Here is a 17,852-nt window from a genome sequence, read left to right on the forward strand (position 1 = left end):
TAATTATGAAAAATATAAACCAGTTTTTAGTTTTATTTAGTCTAATATTATCTGGTGTTGCTAATGCACAGGTACTTGTTTGGGAAAATACCTTTGATACTCCACAGGAAAGAGCCGGGTGGGTATTCTATGACGGAAACAATAATAATAACACATGGAATATAGGAAAACACGTGGTACGTAATGCGGCAACTCCCAATATGTACGAGGAAGTATCACCCGATTACGTTTTGAGACACAGTGCATATAAACCAAATGTTGTTGGTGGCCCGGCAAATTTTCAGGATGGTTATCTCAACGATTTTGAAGACTGGGTAATTTCGCCTGAGATAGATTTAACGACAGCTTCGGGAACCATTACTCTGGCGGCTATGATCGGGAGAGTAATTACTTATAATACCACTTCTGCAAGTAATAATACCAACAGACACGTTTTTGTTTATGTAAGCACACCGACAAAACCAGTTCCTACTGTAGCCGATTTCCAGGCCCTCCGTACTGATATTACAACAGCTAATAATAACGGCAGTAATCCTAGTGTAATTCCTAAATTGTTAAGCATTACCAACGCAGATTATATTGCTGATAGCAATGCTTTATTCGCCCAGGCAACTGCTGACCTTTCCCAGTATGCAGGGCAGAAAATCTATATTGGATTTTGGAATAATGTTAACTTTGCAAGCAATTCATCAGCAATCAGTACATTACCATTTAAAGATACCAATTCATCAAATACCTTTCAAATAGACGAGATGCAGGTTTATGCAGACTCAAATGTTTTAGGTACATCGGAAGCAAAAGCCAAATCTATGATAACGGTATATCCTAACCCTGTAACAGATGTGCTGTACCTGAAAAGCATAACCAAAGCTACTGTAAAAGTATATAGTGCGGCAGGACAGCAGTTGCTTTCCACGGTGATAAGCAATGGACAGGTCAACGTAAGTGAATTACCAAAAGGCGTTTATACTCTAACGGTAGAAACAAACAGTAACCTAAGCACAACAAAGTTTATCAAGAAATAATTTTTTTACCTCATCAAAAAACAATGACTGATATTCTTTTTAAACCCTATTGAATGCTGCCTATGGCTACGGTATAGAGAGAACGAATATACAAGAGCTTGTTCTGCAAAATATTTAAAAATATAGCCCTTTGTTTTAACAGGTGAAGGGCTTTATTTCAATATCAAATAAAAATAAAAAATTTTATTAGTTGGAGTTCTCTTTGGATTCACTGTTTGCAAATGCCTAAAATAAAGTATATACAGTAAGATGAAACAGAAAATTGAAATTATAAATTAATCTATATATGAAAAAGATAATTGCACTCACTGCATTGATGAGCTTATTTTCCTGCACAGATGAATCGTTGCAGACCTATGATGTAGCTCAAAAACCGGCAGAGGTCAATATTAAAGGATACTCCAAACCAGATATCTTACAGCTTCGATTGAACGGAGAACCTGTGTCTATCAACGGGAATACGTCTTACACCAATAACATTACTACCAAACTCAGTTTTGTGCTGGATAAAGGAGAAACCGATATACTTGGGATTTTTAACAAAGATACCGGAGCAGAAATCAAAACATTCAATATTAACTACGATAATGTTGACCAATATAAAACATTGAATTTCTTCAACCTGCCGGGAATTTTCCTTCAGACTTCTGCGGTGAAACCAACAGTGAATCTCGGAAAAGTAGGTTATGTTTTCATTTTCCCAAATATTGGTGAATTCTCAGGTTCCGCTTTAGAAGGGGTAAAGGGAGTATTGAAAAGAGATAACGGGACTGTGCTGGCGACCTTTGATGAAATCGGGAAAAAATCGTTTACTACTGTTCAGGTCTACAACAATTTTAACATCAATACACCGGTCTATCTGGAGCTCTACAAACCGGGAACTACCGCCCCTTATATCGGTACAACTCCTGTAATGGTAACATTGAAGCAGGTATACATCAATAACGACCGAGTGAATATGATCGTTTTACAGGAAAAACAGGAAAACGGAAATTTAGTTATAAAAGGCGATATTGATGTAGCAGATTATCTGTAAATAATGAACAAAAGAGATTATAAGAATCTGAAAAAGACCCTATTTAAATTATAACTGACTGTTTTCAACCAAATCACAATGAATATAACATTAATTAAAAATCTTTACGGAAATCAGTTTAAATTTCTGCTTTTGTCATTTTTCGCCTTTATCTCGATTGTTTCCTGCCGGCAGGATGATGAGGGAATTCCTGATTTTCCTGAAGGCAGCACAGAATCTGTCAATTTGTGGGTACAAGACAGTATGAGACGGTATTATTATTGGGCGGAGCACATGCCTTCAAAGCCTAATTATAGTCTTCCAACGCAAGATTTTTTCAAAAGTCTTTTATCTCCACAGGATAGGTTTTCATTTATTTTGGATACGAAAGATGCATCTACTTATCCGAAATCAGTTCGCAGTAGGTATGGTTTTGATTATACTATACTTCAACAGCCGGATGGAAAAATTGTAACGGTTATTAAACTGGTCTTGCAGAATTCACCGGCTCAAAATGCAGGTCTGAAACGTGGAATGGTGATTACCAAAATTAATGGGGTGGTGATTACTTCTGCAAATATGGGAACAATATCGTCTTCTATTATCAATTCCACGGTTCTTCATCTTTCTGTCGGAGATTGGAATAACGGGAATATTACTAACGAAAAAGACATTACGGTATATTACGGGTTCACCCTTGATCAGTCTTTAGTTTCAAAGATTTTTGAGCACAATGGTAAGAAAACCGCCTATTTGTATATTTATGATTTTCCGGACGGAATGGCTCAGCTTCTTTTACAGAAATTCTCTGAGTTTAAAGCATTAGGAGTTCAGGCTTTGATTTTGGATTTAAGATATAATTACGGAGGTTCGGTAGCTTCTGCGGCTGCGCTCTGTGCGATGATTCCGGCAGGGATTTCTTCCAATTCCCCTTTCATTATTTATAGAGGGAATAAAAACGGAGGTGAAGTAAAAATGAATTTTTCACAACAAATCGCTTATGATAAAAGTGCACCGGGTTTTAATATTTTACAAGCTAATACTTTAGGGCTTAGCAAAGTCTATATTTTAACTTCAGAAAGCACAGCTTCGGCTTCAGAAATTGTGATTAATAATCTTAAACCTTATCTGGAAGTAATTCAGGTAGGTGGAACTACTCTAGGAAAAGATATGGCAGGTTTTGCTATTGAAGATAAGCATAATCCTCCTAAAATTTCCTGGCAAATTCATCCGGTAATTTATAAAGTATATAATGCCAACAGTGAAGGAGAATACAGCAACGGAATTTCACCTCAGATTTCTGTTAATGAATTTTCTTTTTTGCCATTATTACCTTTAGGAGACCCAAATGAAACCATACTTTCTTCTGCATTGAACAAGATTTACTCAAAAATTTCAGGGAATGAAATGCCGGATCATTCGTTGAAAATATTGTGGGAAAGCGATTGGCAACATGGAATTAATATGAAGAAATAATTTAGCAATATCATTAAAGTATAATGAAAAGAATTGATACTAAAGAGCATCAGGATCTGATAAATGTTTTTGAACGTTACAAACAATTTTACGACCTGTATGGAAATATTACAGTTACAGAAGATGATGATAAAATTTTAAGACAAAGAATTACTGAACTTCAGGGAACTTATGATTATTACCAGGTTTTGCTATTTGAGCTTAGTAAATGTCTGCGAGATTATCAGTCTACCATTTCTTTTCTCAAAACAAAAATGTATTCACCAGTCAGAAAGATGAAGACAATAGATAAAAAGAATAGATAGTTTTTTATCCACCTCATCTTCCAAATGACAGTTATCTGATTCCTCAGAAAGAATTTCAGACTATATAGTTTTCGGATAATTTTTAGAAATTAAAAAGATTGACTTTCAGTTTAGTATAAAGGAAGAAGATTCCAATGTTTCCAAATGCTATTAACAGAGTCTACTCAAATTCTCAATTGAATCGGCTTCAATTATCTAAATTTAATATAGCATTAATCTATAATCATGCACGTTTAAGTAGCTTTGCAAAAATGAGTTTAAAGCTCGTCAAGAAGTAATTCAAATGGACAGTTTCAAAAAAATATATTCTGAATATAAGCATAAGGTATATTTTTTCGTGGCTAAATATGTTTCTGACGAAGAAGATATCGAAGAGCTGGTTCAGGATATTTTTATGCACGTCTGGAAATACTGTTCCGAAACCGATTCCCTATCTCAAACCGAGGCGATTATCTTTAAATCTGCCAAACAGGAAATCTCCAATTTTTATCGTAAAAAGAAAATGATCTATGTTTCTTTGGAAAATTCTCAACAAATAAGTCCCGAAGAAAACTCTGATATCGAAAAGAAACTCCTTCAGGAAGATCAGTTGCAAAAAATTGAAAAACTGCTCGAGCAGGTTCCCGAAAGAAGCCGTGAGTTTTTCATCAAAAATAAACTCCAGAATCTCAGCCTTTTTACCATCGCTAAGGAAAACCATATATCCAAAACAGCAGTTGAAAAGCATGTGAATAAGGTTTTGAAGTTTTTGAGGACGAATTTGAATTTTTTTGTCTAAAAGATAATTTCAATATTTACCCAACTCTCCTACGAAAATGTTATTACACTGTAGTTTTTAATCTTTATCAAAATTTAGATAAAGTTATTTTATAACAAATTTTAGTGTTGTTGACAATCCGCAATGTTTTTTGCATTTTAATTTTCAATAGTCTTATTGGTAGTTAGCAAAGAATATGAGTCTCTTTCTTAGTTCACCGTTTACATATCGATTTCCTTCATTGTAAATATTTCCCCATGAATCCAATATGAACAAATCATTAAATAAAGAAAATAAAGGTTGACGATTTTATCTTTCTGACGTATTCACTAATAAAGAACAAAGAATACCTATGGATTTTGAAAATCAGTGGAAATCGGTATCGGAAGAAAACCGCAAAATAAAAGATGCTTCGGATCAAAGAATTTGGAACGGACTTGAAAGGAAAATACAATTTAGAAGAAACAGTAGAAAATTCTTAGCCATTGCAGCGGTGCTTTTGCCACTTTTTACCTTGATGGGTTTGTATTTTATGGAGAATGGAAAATCGTCTTCAGCTCAGAAAGAATTAGTATATAAAACTTCAGAAGTGAAAAAAGAATTCGTTTTATCAGACGGAAGTAAAATTATCTTGGAACCTCAAAGTGAGTTGACGCTTGCCAAAGATTTCGGATCAAAAACCAGAACTGTTTCTTTTACAGGAAAAGCATTTTTTAATGTTGCTAAAAATAAAAATTTACCATTTATAGTAAATGCCAAGGGATTTAAAGTTCAGGTTTTGGGAACCCAGTTTACTTTAGATCAAAAACAAAGCAATAAAGTTTATTTGAAGGAAGGAAAAGTAAAAGTAGATTACAGAGGCCATTCAACATTTCTTTTGCCTAAAGAAACATGGTTCGCAGACAAAAACGGAATTGAAAAGCATTTTTACGATCACGAGGTTGAAAGAAAGTTTGACTTCAATGACATGAAATTCAATGCTGCCGTTTCAAAACTGGAAGAAACCTATAATATTTCAATCGAATATCCGAAAGAATATAAAAACAATATCATTGATGGGGATATCACAGGAAATCTTGAAAAAGTACTGCAGACCATCAGCTTTCCTTTTAATCTCAATGTTGACAAAAAATCACAGGATCATATTATTCTAAAAAAATAATGCAGCGGTAATGGGGGTTACCGATGCATTGAATATAAATCAGTCAAATAACAACTAATTTCAGCAAAGCTATGAAAAAAACAACAATTAGCATGATGTTGTTAGGGCTTTTGTGTGCATCACAATTTTCCTATGCAACTGCTAACAAGTGTTTTCAACAATCCGTCAATCAGCGGAAAATTCCATTAAACAAAGTTTTTGAGAAACTGTCAAAAGCTCATGGAGTCAAATTCTTTTATTCTGTTTCAGATTTAAAAAACATCGAGGTTGATGAATTTCGGATTAATTATCAATCTTTATCAGAATCTTTAGATTATCTGAAGAAAAATGTAGGTCTTGATTTTAATGTAGATCAAAACACAGTGACCGTGCGTCTCAATACCAGGGCGATAGCCAAACAGCAAAAAGTCAATGCAGTTCAAACTGATGATTTTGTCAATTTCGTTAGAGACACTGCAAAATCTAGAGAAAAAACAATCGATGAAGTTGTTTTGGTGGGGTACGGAAAGCAGAGCAAGAAAAACAATTCGGGTTCTATTTCTTCAATCGATGAGAAACAGATGAAAGGTATTGCTTCCAGTAACTTTGGAGATATCATCGCAGGAAAAGCAACAGGAGTGCAGATTACACAGGCCAACGCCAATCCGGGAGGGTCACCATCCATCAGAGTAAGAGGAATCGGAACTTTAACAGCGGGCTCAAATCCTTTGATCGTTGTAGACGGACTTCCTTTAACGGAAGGCTCAAATTTAAATGCCATCGATCCTAATTCTATTGCTAAAATTGACATTCTTAAAGATGCCGCTTCTGCCGCAATCTATGGTTCGAGAGGTGCAAACGGAGTCATCATTATCGAAACCAAGCAGGGGAAGAAAGGAAAAATGAACGTCTCTTTTGACACCTATTACGGAATGCAGATGCGGAGTGATAACGTAAAGCTGGTGAATGCTTATGATATGGCAATTTTCCTGAAAGAAGCAAGAGACAATAATTATCTGTCTAAAGGCAGTAACAGAAGTATTTTTGATGACAATGCAATAAGAATAAGCAAAGGAGCTTCTTTAAGAGAATTAATTCCTGATTATCTTAAACCTTATTTAGCTAAACAACCGGGCCTGACCGATACCGACTGGCTCAATACCGTTATGAAACCTGCACCCATAAGTCAGACTTCACTGAATATTACGGGAGGAAGCGATAAAAGTAAATATGCCTTCACGACAAGTTATTTTAATCAGAAAGGTTTGGTGGTCGGAACTGATTATGGAAAATTTTCAACAAGCATCAATTTGTCAACTGATCTTACAGACCGTTGGAAAGTCGGCGTAACCATGACCCCTTCTTATGCAACAGGTACAATCAATGCGTCAGAAAACTCCCGAAGCTATAATCCGCTGCAAATGGCAACAGCCATGTATCCATTCTTCAAAGTATATAATGATGACGGAAGTTTAGCTGTTTCTCAACAAATCTTAGGCAATACTGCAACAGACGGAGCTTTGGTAGAAAACCCGGTTGCGGTGCAGGAAATGACAAACAGAAAATATACTTTGTTCAAAACATTCGGTAATATTTTTACAGAATTAGAATTATTGAAAGGTCTTAAATACAGATTGTCTGTAGGTGGAGATTATTCCAATTACGAATACAACTTTTTTGATCCTTCTACAGTTGGAGCCTACAGAGCTGCGGCACCGGATGTAACTTTTGCCAACAGAACAGAATATATCAGGAAAAATTATTTGATAGAAAACGTAATTTCGTTTGATAGAAAATGGGGTTCTCACAGAGTCGATGCAATTGGAGGACAGTCTTTCCAGCAGGAAGACAACACTCAGCTTTTAACCGAAGCAACTTCTTTTCCGGATAACAGTATCCGAAATATTGCAGGCGGAACAGCTTTTAAAAATACATTAACGCAGTACAAGTGGAGATTGCTTTCTTATTTTACGAGAATCAATTATACGTTTGACGATAAGTATAATCTAATGGCTTCCTACCGTAGAGACGGTTCTTCACGTTTCGGTAAAAACTCTAAATGGGGAGATTTTTATGCATTTTCTGCCGGTTGGACAGTAAGTAATGAAAACTTTTTCCCTGAAAACAATATCATTACCGACTTAAAACTAAGATACAGTTTAGGAAGCAACGGAAACAATCAGATCCCAAATTTCGGTGCTCTTTCGCTGATGAATCCCGATAATTATACTTTTGGAAATACTTTAGCACCAGGTTATACGACGGCGACGGCTCCAAACCCGAATATTTCCTGGGAGAAATCAAAATCCAATAACTTCGGGATTGATTTTTCATTATTTAAAAATGTCTTAAATATTTCTGCAGATTATTATATTTTAAACCGGGACGGTTTACTACTGGATGTTCCCGTTCCGCAGCAATCGGGTTTCAGTACTTCTCTTCAGAATATCGGAAAGATCAAAAATTCAGGTTTTGAATTACAGATTGCATCAAAAACTTTTAACATCGCACAAGATTTTACGTATTCAGGAAGTTTAAATTTTTCGACCAATAAAAATGAAGTCTTGGCTTTGGCGAATGGTCAGAATCAGATTATCACCGGGGAAAACAATTTTTCTGTCACAAAAGTGGGCGGTTCTATCGGAGAAATGTATGGCTACAACATTATCGGGATTTACAAAAATCAGGCAGAGATTAATAATTCAGCTCACATCACCGGAACAATGGTGGGAGACTACATCATGGAAGATCTGAATAATGACGGAAAAATTGATGTGAATGATAAAAGAAGTTTCGGTAGTGGAGTTCCAAAATATATCATCGGGTTTAATAACAATTTCAGGTACGGGCTTTTTGAACTAAGTTTCACTTTGTACAGCGAAATTGGAAAGAAAATATATAATGCAGATGCCGTAACGACTCTAGAATCTGGTGAAGGATTCGGAATGGCATCACAATACTACTTTGACAACAGGTACAATGCGGTAAGCAATCCGGATGGTTTTTTCGGAATGCCCAATATGAATTTTTCAAACAACAGAAAAGAAGCCAGAACTTCTAATCTCTTTTTCAAAGACGCAGATTATATTAGATTAAGATCGCTTCGTCTGGCATTCAACCTACCTCAATCAATACTTAAAAATATCGGTATAGAAAACGCACAGATATATATGGTCGGAAACAATATTTTCACACTTTCAAAATATAAAGGGATGAATATAGACGCAACTTCTGACAATGTTCTTACCCAAGGTTTTGATCAGGCATATTATCCGGTAGCCAAAATTTATTCTATGGGTTTTAATCTTAAATTTTAAATCATGAAAAAAATATTCATCACAATATTCAGTCTTTCAATCATGACTTCATGCTCATCAGATCTTCTGGATGTGAATCCTGAAGCACAGAAAGTTTCATCTCAATTCTATACAACTTCTGCGGAAATCGAACAGGGTGTGGTTTCGGTCTATAGCTCGCTTCAATATACAGGACAATATCAGTTGGGAATGCCGGCATTAGGAGAATTACCTTCTGACAATACCTACGATGAGGTTCCTGCCAATGATGCCTTTACGTATGGCGAGCTTGATTTCTTTACCATCCAACCAAACAACAGCTTAATTGCCAGTGCCTGGAAAGACAACTATATCGGAATTCAGCAAGCGAATATTATTTTGGCAAGAATTGGTAAAATTCCGGATATGACGGATGCATTAAAATCTTCGAGAACTGGAGAAATGAAATTTCTGAGAGCATTAATGTATTTTAATTTAGTGAGAATTTTCGGTGATGTTCCGTTAGTTTTAAAAGAAACTACTAATGTGAATGATTATTTCGGTCAGCCAAGAACGCCTGTTGCTGAAGTATATGCTGCAGTTGAAGCTGACTTAAAAGCAGCCATCAATCTGTTGCCATCAACTGCCACACAGAAAGGAAGAGCAACCAAAGGTGCTGCACTTGGAATTTTAGGAAAAGTGCTGTTAACACAGAAAAAATATACAGAATCATTGAGTTATTTAAATCAAGTTGAATCTTTGGGTTATCAATTATTAACTGATGTTACCAAAATTTTTGATGTTGCCAATGAAAACAATTCCGAAATTATTTTTGATGTGCAGTTTGCCTCAGGATTAAACGGTAATTCGGAAGGAAGTACGGCATTCCAGATGTTCAGTCCATCAGGATCGGTTTCCGGAGCAAAAGGTCACAATCTTCCTACGAAGGAGGTTTACAATCTTTATTCTACCGGCGATACACGACGTTCTGCATATATCGGTCTCACTTCAAACGGAATTCCATTCAGTAAAAAATTGGTAAAAACCTCAAATACGATCGCCGATGGCGGAAGTAATTTTGTAGTGCTGAGATTGGCAGATGTTTTTCTGATGATGGCAGAATCGTATGCCGAACAGAATGATTTTGTCAATGCTAATATTTATTTAAATAAGATTAAAACCAGAGCCGGAATTTCTGCTGTAAATTTTTCAAATAAAGACCTCCTTTTGAATGAAATAGGTAAAGAAAGAAGACTTGAATTTGTTGGAGAAGGTCATCGTTGGTTTGATCTTATCAGAACAGGTATGGCTATTTCGGTGATGACAAGCTATTTCACCAATAATCCCGGATACAGTACTGCTCAGATCAATAATCATCATTTGCTGATGCCTGTTCCGCAAGGGCAAATCAATACAGATCCTGCGATTAAACAAAATCCGGGCTATTAAAAATATCATTTGAAAACATCTCATCCCGACCCCTTTCAGAATTAAATTTTTTTACACTTACTTTCTCGGGGTGAGACTTTCAAAATCAATCAATACTTTAAAATTTAAAAAATATGTTCAAATTAACGATCCTATTGTTCTTTGTGGCTTCATTGCTTCTGACAGCACAGAAAAATGAAGTGTCATTGTCTAAATTCCCTGATGATAAAGTAATGGTAGTTGCTCATCGTGGTGACTGGAGAGAGGCTCCTGAAAATTCTGTCTGGGCAGTTAAAAAAGCTATTGAAAAAGGAGTAGATATGGCAGAAATAGATCTTGCTATGACCAAAGACAGTATCTTGATTTTAATGCACGACAATACTATTGACAGAACGACTACCGGAAGAGGAAAACCATCAGACTTTACTCTGGAAGAAATTAAAAAACTCAATCTAAGAGACGGTTTAGGAGTAGAAACACAAATGAAAGTTCCGACTTTGGAAGAAATTCTGGTTCTTAGTGACGGAAAAATCCTTCTGAATCTGGACAAAGGTTTTGACTATATCAAACAGGTTTATCCCCTGATAAAAAAGCGAAATATGCTTGATCAAATTTTGTTTAAAGGTCATGAATCCTATACTGAGTTCAACAGAAAATACGGAGACATTAAAAAAGATATTCATTATATGCCGATCATAAAATTGGGGGACGAAAAAGATCTTAAGAATATCTCAGAATATCTTAAAAATTATAAGGTTTACGGTTTTGAATTTACCATCGGATCTACAGAAAATAATTTGATTGATTTTAAAAAATTAAAAGAGAAGAAGGTCAAAATTTGGGTAAACTCACTGTGGCCTCATCACAATGCAGGAAATAATGATGACAAAGTTTTAGACAACCCGAATGTTTATGATTGGTATTTGCAGAAGGGTGTCAATATTATTCAGACAGATCGCCCCATGGAGTTGATTAAATATTTGAAATCAAAAAATCTATACTTATAAGTTTGGGAAATATGTGATGTCTTTAAATTGAGGTGATAATATATTTGAATGTACCAACTATAAAGAAAAACCGAAATTACGGGTATGTAATTAAGTTTAATCATTTAAATATATTGTCGCCATTTTTTAAATTTAAAAAAATTGACTTGCCAATAGAATCTGACAAGTCAAAATTAATCTGATTTATTTAAATCTTAAATTTAGCGAAATGATATCAGACTTCATACCCACAGATTTGGTGTAATGCCCGTATCGGATTTCCAGCATATTGAGACGTTCGACGCCAAATAATCCATTCTTCGGACTGATGCGGATTCCTGCTCCGTAAAAATGGCTGTCGAATTTCGATAGGTCGTAATTACTGGTGTAAAAATCATCAAAAGCAGTGTGTTGCTGGTAAGGCGCAAAATATTTAGCCGCAGTCTGAGAATAGTATCTGTAAAAAGGACTCACCGAAAGAAATGGAGAGATTTTGACAGGTGTTTCTAAACTGAACGTATTGGATTTTAAGCCCCAATCATCAGTATAATAGCGGTAATAAGCTCTTACAATAAATTTGTCCCCTAAAAAATAATTGGCGCGCACTCCCAAAGGAATTTTAAACCTTTTATCCGGTAAAGCTTCCTGATGAACAGAATTGTCGGTAAAATAAACACGATGGAAAGGTAAACTCAAATACCCTGTCTGTTGAATACCGTCTGCCAAAAACTCAACCTGAAAATTCTGATTGATAATTTGTGAATAGGAGAGAGATAAGGCAAAAGTATTTCTGCCGCTTGTTCCGTTATTGTCTCCGGTTCGCAGTTCTATTGGAGCAATCAGTTTTACCTGATCTAAATAAGCTTGGAATTTTGCTGTAAATTCTCCCATTTTGTCAGGCGTTTTTTTCGCAAAGCCAATATTGGCACCATAAGACTGGTAATCATATTCTGAAGAAAACGAAACACCGGCCATTAAAGTAGTTCCTTTATTTTCGTTTTCACGGCTCCAGTTCAATGTTGGATAAATCCTGTTATCTGAACGAGATGCTGATGAATTGGCTTTCAGATCGATCATATCGGAAGAGGCAGAAGTGTAGTGATCGATTCCTACACTAAAATCAAATTTGTTTTTTCTTAGTTTTTTATCGTATTTCACCATTGTTACATCTATGGTATTGGAAATGTCTGTTAATTTCTCAGTTCCAACTCCGCCTGTTACCGCCGAATTGTTCCCGTCCTGTTTGTAATAGCTTGATACAAGATTAATCTCATCCAGACTTAGCTTTTTAGAAGGCTCACTATTCGTATTTTCCTGTGCCTGAACATTGAAGAATCCAAAAAGAGTGATAATGCTAATAATTACTTTTTTCATTTTAATTTCAAGTTTTTAGTAATTATTAATCTAATTGCATCCGCAACCTCCGCCAACTTTTCCTGCATTGGCTCCCGAGGAACCTTCTCTATAAGACTGAAAGTTCAGCTCGGTTTTTTCTATAGTTCTGTTCCCAAGAACCATTTCAGCATCGTTTAATTTGTTTTTTTCGTATTCTTTTACGGTTGTACAGGATTGTACAGAAGCGATGGTTACTAAAAAGCAAATTGCTGTGGTTATTTTTATGAAATTTTTCATTTGAATTAAATTTGTTTTTAAAATTTAAAATCCAATCATGGATTCATTTTAAATTAATGTTTTGAGATGAATATATTTTGTTCTGATCATCGATGATGATGCATTCCAGATGATTGATCTGATTCACCATATTGAGCGCAGAATCGATTCCCATAATACTTACGGGAGTTGCCATGGCATCGGCAATTTCTGCATTGGGACAAAAAATCGTAACACTTTTTATACCCGAAACCGGCATTCCTGTTTTTGGGTTGATGGTATGAGAATATTTTTTACCGTTGATGACCACAAACTTTTCATAATTTCCTGAGGTAGCGATGGACATATCGGTGATGTTCATATATGAGAACGGCTGTTTTGCATTATCGGGATCGGCAATTCCGATCGTCCACGGTTTTCCGTTTGCCTGATTTCCCCAAGTCGTCAAATCGCCGGAAGCGTTTACAATTCCCGAAACGACGCCTCTTTTCTGGAGAAGTCTTTTTGCCATTTCCGCTGCATACCCTTTTCCGATTCCTCCGAAACCGATCCTCATTCCTTTTTCTTTCAGAAATACGGTCTGGCTTTCACGATTCAGCAGAATATTCTGATAATTGACCAACTTCAAATGTTCTTTGATTAATTCGGGATCAGGAAGCCGTTTCATTTCACGGTCGAAATTCCAGAAACTTTTATCGATTCCGCCATAAGAAATGTCAAAATATCCGTCTGTAATATTGCTGATTCTCAGACTTCTTTCAATTAAATCAAAAACTTCCAGGTCAACTTTTACAGGTTGTATTCCTGCATTTTGATTGATGAGGTTGGTCTGACTTTCTTCATTGAAAGTCGTCAGTAATTTTTCAATTCTCCGGATTTCGTCAACGGCTGCGTCGATATGATGTTGCGCAGTCTTTTCTTCATTGTTGACAACGGTAATTTCAAAAGCATTTCCCATTAATTTCTGGGGTCTTTTGAATTCTCTTAACATCATTCTCTTGCTATTTTTGATTTTCTTTGATTTCTCTGATCTCCCTGCTGAAAGCCAAAGCGTTTTCAGAAGGGAGACCTTCCCAGCTTTTCAGTACTTTTCCTTCAGAATTCAATAAAAGTGTGTAAGGAAACAGTCCTTTCGAATTATATTGATCTGCAAGTGAGGTATTTTCTTTTTTTAATTCGGGAGAAAGCTGATTCTTCTTATTTCGTGGAAAATCTGCGTTGATGTAGACAATTATATTTTCGGTTTCCAACTTTTTGAAATCTTCAGTTTCGATAATGTTTTTATGAAGCTTAATGCACGGAATGCACCAGTCTGAACCGGAAAAATTGAGCAAAATCAGTTCTTTGCTTTCTGTTGCCTGTTTTTTAGCATTCTCAAAACGGTTTTGAGCTTGTGCCATAATTGAAAGCATAGCCATTGTCAGGCTTAAAAGTAATGTTCTCATTATCTAAAATTTTATAATGATTTGTATTGATATAGGGAAAATGTATAAAGCTGGTCATCAACTTTATAAAGAAGTCATCGTTTAATCAGATCATGATCAAATGTAATGACATATAATTATGATTAAGAATATCTTGGTGGCTCCCAAACAGAATTTATAAAACCTTTATAGCAAAAGTTTTCGTCATAAGAAGGAATTTTGTGAGATCTGACCTGTCTGAAACTCTCATTTTTAATTTCAAAACGGAATCCCGGCTCAATAGTAAAAAACAATGCAAGAGGTGCTGAATGAATGATGAACGGTAATTTTTGGTCTTTGCCATAATCTCCGTCTTTAACCGGATGATCATAGTGCGTTTTCAGAAACGCAGTGAGAGACATTTCCGGATTCAAAGCTTTGTGCTCACAATAATGTTCTATCAAATCGGGGATTTTCAATAGCTGATATAACTCGGTTGTGGAAACCAAATATAAAGATAACAGCAATATTGAAATCAACTTTTTCACTTAATCAAAATTATGAAATGTTTTGGTTAGAATGGATTTAAATTAAGAACTAAATTGTAACCCCTGGTTTTTCCTTTTTTAAAGTATTTTGGAAAAGAACTTCGTGCAAAACTTCATATTGAAGATGTTTTTACAGAACATTTGTTTTCATTATCATAATTTATCAATCAAAATTCCAAAAACTTTATGAGATCTATCACGATGAAACATGATACTGGTCAGGCAGGGAAATGCCATTTGTATATAATTAATTGCTTATTTTTAGATAACCTATTTATTTGATATGTCTTACAACTTACCCGAAAATCTTACTGGTCTCACCAGCGATGAAGTGAAAGCTTCCAGACAACGATATGGATATAATCGGTTGGAAGCTATCCATAAAAACACTTGGTTTGATTTGCTCATTGGTATTTTAAAAGAACCGATGCTGATTTTACTGATCATTATTTCAATCATTTATGTGATTGTGGGAGATTATGGTGAGGCTGCTTTTATGTTTGTGGCAATTGTAGCGGTGACTGCAATATCCTTTTATCAGGATAACCGCAGTAAAAAAGCGTTGGAAGAACTTGAAAAACTCAACGAACCTTTAAGTACGGTTATCAGAAACTCAGAGGCAGTAGAAATTCCGACACATGAGATTGTGGTAGGTGATTTATGCATTACCGAGGAGGGTAGAATTATAAATGCTGATGGAAAGATTTTGCATAGCAATGATTTTTCCGTTAATGAATCCTCACTTACGGGAGAAAGCTTTTCGGTTTTCAAGGACAGCAACTCGGAGGATAATCTCGTATACAGCGGAACTGTGACGGTTTCGGGGTTGGCTGTTTTTAAGGTACAAAAAATAGGAAAAGAAACACGTGTCGGTAAAATTGGAGAATCAATACTGAATATAAAAGAAGAAATTTCGCCATTGCAGATCCAGATCCGGAAGTTTGTAAAATGGATGGCAGTTATTGGGATCGTTATTTTTCTAATGGTTTGTATCTTCAGTTATATCAAAACCGGAGATTTGGTAATGAGCCTTCTTAGTGGATTAACATTGGCAATGTCTGTACTTCCCGAAGAAATTCCTGTTGCATTTACAACTTTTATGGCTTTAGGTGCCTGGAAACTGATGCGTCAGGGAATTATTATTAAGCGGAGCAGCATTGTGGAAACGTTGGGAAGTACCACGGTTATCTGCACTGATAAAACAGGGACTATTACTGAAAATTCAATGAAGCTTCAACATTTATATAATTACCTTTCCGACAGGATTTATGAAGAAAAGGAATTTAAAAATGATGATTTAAGTGAACTGATTAATTATGCAATGTGGAGCAGTGAGCCAGTCCCTTTTGACCCGATGGAAATTACTCTACATAAAACATATTTGGAAACTCAAAAAAATGATGTAAGAAAAGAATATCAGATGTTTCACGAATATCCGCTTGAAGGGAAACCCCCAATGATGACCCACCTTTTTGAAAATAGAAATAAAGACAGAATCATTGCAGCGAAAGGTGCTCCCGAAGCTATTTTAAGTGTTTCCAAGCTTTCAGATCCTGAAAAAGAAAAAATAAGAGACGTTATAAAAACATTTGGACAGCGAGGTTATCGTGTATTGGGAGTTGCGAAGTCTCATTTTGAAGGAAACAGCTTTCCAAAAAAACAACAGGATTTTAATTTTGAATTTTTAGGGCTGACCGTTTTTTATGATCCTCCTAAAAAAGGAATAAAGGAGGTCTTTCAAAATATTTATGATGCAGGAATTAAGGTAAAAGTTATTACGGGTGATAATGCAGATACAACGAATGCGATTGCGCTTCAGGCAGGAATTAAAAATGATGCTCCTGCAATCAATGGAAGTGATATTATAGGACGTTCTGAAGAAGAATTGATGCAGATTTCAGAGGATACGGTTCTGTTTACCAGAATGTTTCCCGATGCGAAGCTTGCAGTTGTAAATACCCTGAAAAAGAAAGGTGAAGTGGTAGCGATGCTTGGAGATGGAGTTAATGACGGTCCAGCATTAAAAGCTGCCCACATTGGTGTCGCAATGGGAAATAAAGGGACCGAAATTGCCAAATCCGCTGCAGCACTGGTTATTACGAATGATGATTTAGAAAAACTGATTGTCGGAATTGCTGCAGGAAGAAGAATTTATACCAATATTAAAAAAGCGATTCAGTACATTATTTCCATTCATATTCCTATTATTCTGACGGTTTCTCTGCCTCTGTTTTTGGGATGGATATTTCCTCATATATTTACTCCTGTTCACGTCATTTTCCTCGAGTTAGTAATGGGACCGACTTGTTCTATTGTTTATGAAAATGAACCAATGGAAAAAAACACAATGAAACAGCCTCCAAGAGCTATGGGAGATACTTTTTTAAGTTTAAATGAACTGGGAATCAGTATTGTTCAGGGCGTGGTAATTACTCTCGGAGTTCTATTTTCGTATCAGTTTACAGTTCAAAACGGTGGAAGCGAAGAAAAGACAAGGGCAATGGTATTTAGTACGCTGATCTTTGCCAACATATCGCTGAGTTTTGTCAACCGATCATTCTTTTATAGTGTGCTGGAAAGTTTCAGAAACCGTAATCCTTTACTTATCGGCATTTCTGCCTCAGTATTGATAATGCTTTTAGTCATATTATATGTAAAGCCAATTTCTCTATTCTTTAAAGTAACGGCACTCAATATAAGCGAATTGGGGATGACTGTTTTAATCGCAGCGGTTTCTGTTTTATGGTTTGAGATCTATAAATATGTAAAAAGAATAGGAAAGTAAAAGGATAGTGACGACCATCATTTTTTAGGAATACTATATTCTTGAAATTTACAGGAATAAATTAATAACCACGAAAATAAAACAATTAATATTAAAA

Annotated in this window: 15 protein-coding genes; 10 read left to right on the plus strand and 5 right to left on the minus strand. The window is 35.6% G+C overall.

The features are described 5' to 3' along the window. Positions 1–5: 5 nt before the first annotated feature. The 9 genes from K0R77_RS14400 to K0R77_RS14440 all read left to right on the plus strand — a co-directional run bounded on the left by K0R77_RS14400 (position 6) and on the right by K0R77_RS14440 (position 11,429). Positions 6–1,025 (plus strand): T9SS type A sorting domain-containing protein, encoded by a 1,020-nt coding sequence (locus K0R77_RS14400; protein WP_300353760.1) that lies wholly within the window; start codon positions 6–8, stop codon positions 1,023–1,025. A gap of 286 nt (positions 1,026–1,311) precedes the next feature. After that, complete coding sequence (locus K0R77_RS14405; RefSeq protein WP_300353763.1) at positions 1,312–2,061, plus strand: hypothetical protein; 750 nt, start codon at positions 1,312–1,314, stop codon at positions 2,059–2,061. A 78-nt stretch (positions 2,062–2,139) separates the two neighbouring features. After that, positions 2,140–3,516 (plus strand): S41 family peptidase, encoded by a 1,377-nt coding sequence (locus tag K0R77_RS14410; protein WP_300353766.1) that lies wholly within the window; start codon positions 2,140–2,142, stop codon positions 3,514–3,516. Between the two features lie 23 nt (positions 3,517–3,539). Further along, positions 3,540–3,821 (plus strand): hypothetical protein, encoded by a 282-nt coding sequence (locus K0R77_RS14415; RefSeq protein ID WP_300353769.1) that lies wholly within the window; start codon positions 3,540–3,542, stop codon positions 3,819–3,821. Between the two features lie 283 nt (positions 3,822–4,104). Further along, the gene (locus tag K0R77_RS14420; RefSeq protein ID WP_300353772.1) at positions 4,105–4,599 is read left to right on the plus strand and encodes a sigma-70 family RNA polymerase sigma factor; all 495 of its coding nucleotides are present in this window, start codon (positions 4,105–4,107) and stop codon (positions 4,597–4,599) included. 331 nt (positions 4,600–4,930) lie between these two features. After that, positions 4,931–5,740, plus strand: coding sequence for a FecR family protein (locus K0R77_RS14425; RefSeq protein WP_300353775.1), 810 nt, complete (start codon positions 4,931–4,933; stop codon positions 5,738–5,740). Positions 5,741–5,811: 71 nt separating this feature from the next. Further along, entirely contained in the window at positions 5,812–9,036 is a 3,225-nt protein-coding gene (locus tag K0R77_RS14430; RefSeq protein WP_300353778.1) for a SusC/RagA family TonB-linked outer membrane protein, read from the plus strand. A gap of 3 nt (positions 9,037–9,039) precedes the next feature. Then, positions 9,040–10,443 carry a RagB/SusD family nutrient uptake outer membrane protein gene (locus K0R77_RS14435; protein WP_300353781.1) on the plus strand — a complete coding sequence of 468 codons (1,404 nt, stop codon included), beginning with the start codon at positions 9,040–9,042 and terminating at the stop codon, positions 10,441–10,443. A gap of 113 nt (positions 10,444–10,556) precedes the next feature. After that, positions 10,557–11,429: a glycerophosphodiester phosphodiesterase family protein gene (locus tag K0R77_RS14440; RefSeq protein ID WP_300353784.1), complete on the plus strand. Its 873-nt coding sequence runs from the start codon at positions 10,557–10,559 to the stop codon at positions 11,427–11,429. Between the two features lie 183 nt (positions 11,430–11,612). Here K0R77_RS14440 and K0R77_RS14445 read toward each other — a convergent pair whose 3' ends face one another. From K0R77_RS14445 to K0R77_RS14465, 5 genes are all read right to left on the minus strand, one after another. Beyond that, entirely contained in the window at positions 11,613–12,782 is a 1,170-nt protein-coding gene (locus K0R77_RS14445) for a DUF3570 domain-containing protein (RefSeq protein WP_300353787.1), read from the minus strand. Positions 12,783–12,812: 30 nt separating this feature from the next. Beyond that, the gene (locus K0R77_RS14450) at positions 12,813–13,040 is read right to left on the minus strand and encodes a DUF4266 domain-containing protein (protein ID WP_300353789.1); all 228 of its coding nucleotides are present in this window, start codon (positions 13,038–13,040) and stop codon (positions 12,813–12,815) included. Positions 13,041–13,083: 43 nt separating this feature from the next. Further along, on the minus strand, positions 13,084–14,010 hold the full coding sequence (locus K0R77_RS14455; RefSeq protein WP_300353914.1) for an FAD:protein FMN transferase: 927 nt from the start codon (positions 14,008–14,010) through the stop codon (positions 13,084–13,086). 10 nt (positions 14,011–14,020) lie between these two features. Further along, on the minus strand, positions 14,021–14,464 hold the full coding sequence (locus K0R77_RS14460) for a thioredoxin family protein (protein ID WP_300353791.1): 444 nt from the start codon (positions 14,462–14,464) through the stop codon (positions 14,021–14,023). A 122-nt stretch (positions 14,465–14,586) separates the two neighbouring features. Beyond that, complete coding sequence (locus K0R77_RS14465) at positions 14,587–14,970, minus strand: hypothetical protein (RefSeq protein WP_300353793.1); 384 nt, start codon at positions 14,968–14,970, stop codon at positions 14,587–14,589. Between the two features lie 283 nt (positions 14,971–15,253). On the opposite strand from K0R77_RS14465, the gene K0R77_RS14470 reads away from it, so the two are divergent. Continuing rightward, complete coding sequence (locus tag K0R77_RS14470) at positions 15,254–17,755, plus strand: cation-translocating P-type ATPase (protein WP_300353796.1); 2,502 nt, start codon at positions 15,254–15,256, stop codon at positions 17,753–17,755. Positions 17,756–17,852: the final 97 nt, after the last annotated feature.

The organism is Chryseobacterium sp. (assembly GCF_029240215.1).
In the GTDB taxonomy this organism is placed as follows: Bacteria; Bacteroidota; Bacteroidia; order Flavobacteriales; family Weeksellaceae; genus Chryseobacterium.

Excerpts from the sequence above, each read along its gene's own strand:
- K0R77_RS14400 (WP_300353760.1), top strand. The coding sequence starts at position 6 with ATGAAAAATATAAACCAGTTTTTAGTTTTATTTAGTCTAATATTATCT.
- K0R77_RS14405 (WP_300353763.1), top strand. The coding sequence starts at position 1,312 with ATGAAAAAGATAATTGCACTCACTGCATTGATGAGCTTATTTTCCTGC.
- K0R77_RS14410 (WP_300353766.1), top strand. The coding sequence starts at position 2,140 with ATGAATATAACATTAATTAAAAATCTTTACGGAAATCAGTTTAAATTT.
- K0R77_RS14415 (WP_300353769.1), top strand. The coding sequence starts at position 3,540 with ATGAAAAGAATTGATACTAAAGAGCATCAGGATCTGATAAATGTTTTT.
- K0R77_RS14420 (WP_300353772.1), top strand. The coding sequence starts at position 4,105 with ATGGACAGTTTCAAAAAAATATATTCTGAATATAAGCATAAGGTATAT.
- K0R77_RS14425 (WP_300353775.1), top strand. The coding sequence starts at position 4,931 with ATGGATTTTGAAAATCAGTGGAAATCGGTATCGGAAGAAAACCGCAAA.
- K0R77_RS14430 (WP_300353778.1), top strand. The coding sequence starts at position 5,812 with ATGAAAAAAACAACAATTAGCATGATGTTGTTAGGGCTTTTGTGTGCA.
- K0R77_RS14435 (WP_300353781.1), top strand. The coding sequence starts at position 9,040 with ATGAAAAAAATATTCATCACAATATTCAGTCTTTCAATCATGACTTCA.
- K0R77_RS14440 (WP_300353784.1), top strand. The coding sequence starts at position 10,557 with ATGTTCAAATTAACGATCCTATTGTTCTTTGTGGCTTCATTGCTTCTG.
- K0R77_RS14445 (WP_300353787.1), bottom strand. The coding sequence starts at position 12,782 with ATGAAAAAAGTAATTATTAGCATTATCACTCTTTTTGGATTCTTCAAT.
- K0R77_RS14450 (WP_300353789.1), bottom strand. The coding sequence starts at position 13,040 with ATGAAAAATTTCATAAAAATAACCACAGCAATTTGCTTTTTAGTAACC.
- K0R77_RS14455 (WP_300353914.1), bottom strand. The coding sequence starts at position 14,010 with ATGTTAAGAGAATTCAAAAGACCCCAGAAATTAATGGGAAATGCTTTT.
- K0R77_RS14460 (WP_300353791.1), bottom strand. The coding sequence starts at position 14,464 with ATGAGAACATTACTTTTAAGCCTGACAATGGCTATGCTTTCAATTATG.
- K0R77_RS14470 (WP_300353796.1), top strand. The coding sequence starts at position 15,254 with ATGTCTTACAACTTACCCGAAAATCTTACTGGTCTCACCAGCGATGAA.